General features: G+C 53.3%; 1 protein-coding gene. It reads right to left on the reverse strand.

From position 1 onward, the window contains the following. Positions 1-226: biotin/lipoyl-binding protein (locus SB765_RS33060; RefSeq protein WP_410932952.1), on the reverse strand; the 226-nt coding region annotated here is incomplete at its 3' end. Between the last annotated feature and the right edge of the window lie 16 nt (positions 227-242).

Raw genomic sequence — 242 nt, forward strand, 5'->3', positions numbered from 1 at the left:
CAAGCGCCTTTTGATAGCGCGGCTGGTCGATGGTGAACAGTACCTGTCCTTTTTTCACCAGCTGGTTATCATGAACATTCACCTGGGTAATGAGTCCAGAAACGTCCGGCGCGATCGCAACGACGTCAGCGCTAAAGCGCGCGTCACGCGTCCACGGGGATTCGGTGTAATAGCCCCAGGCATTAAAAATTGCGATGAAGGCCAGAATGACTAATACGACCGTGATGGCCGTACGGGAGAAT

The sequence above is a fragment of the Pseudomonas sp. SIMBA_067 genome (genome assembly GCF_046534675.1).
Lineage (GTDB): Bacteria > Pseudomonadota > Gammaproteobacteria > Pseudomonadales > Pseudomonadaceae > Aquipseudomonas > Aquipseudomonas putida.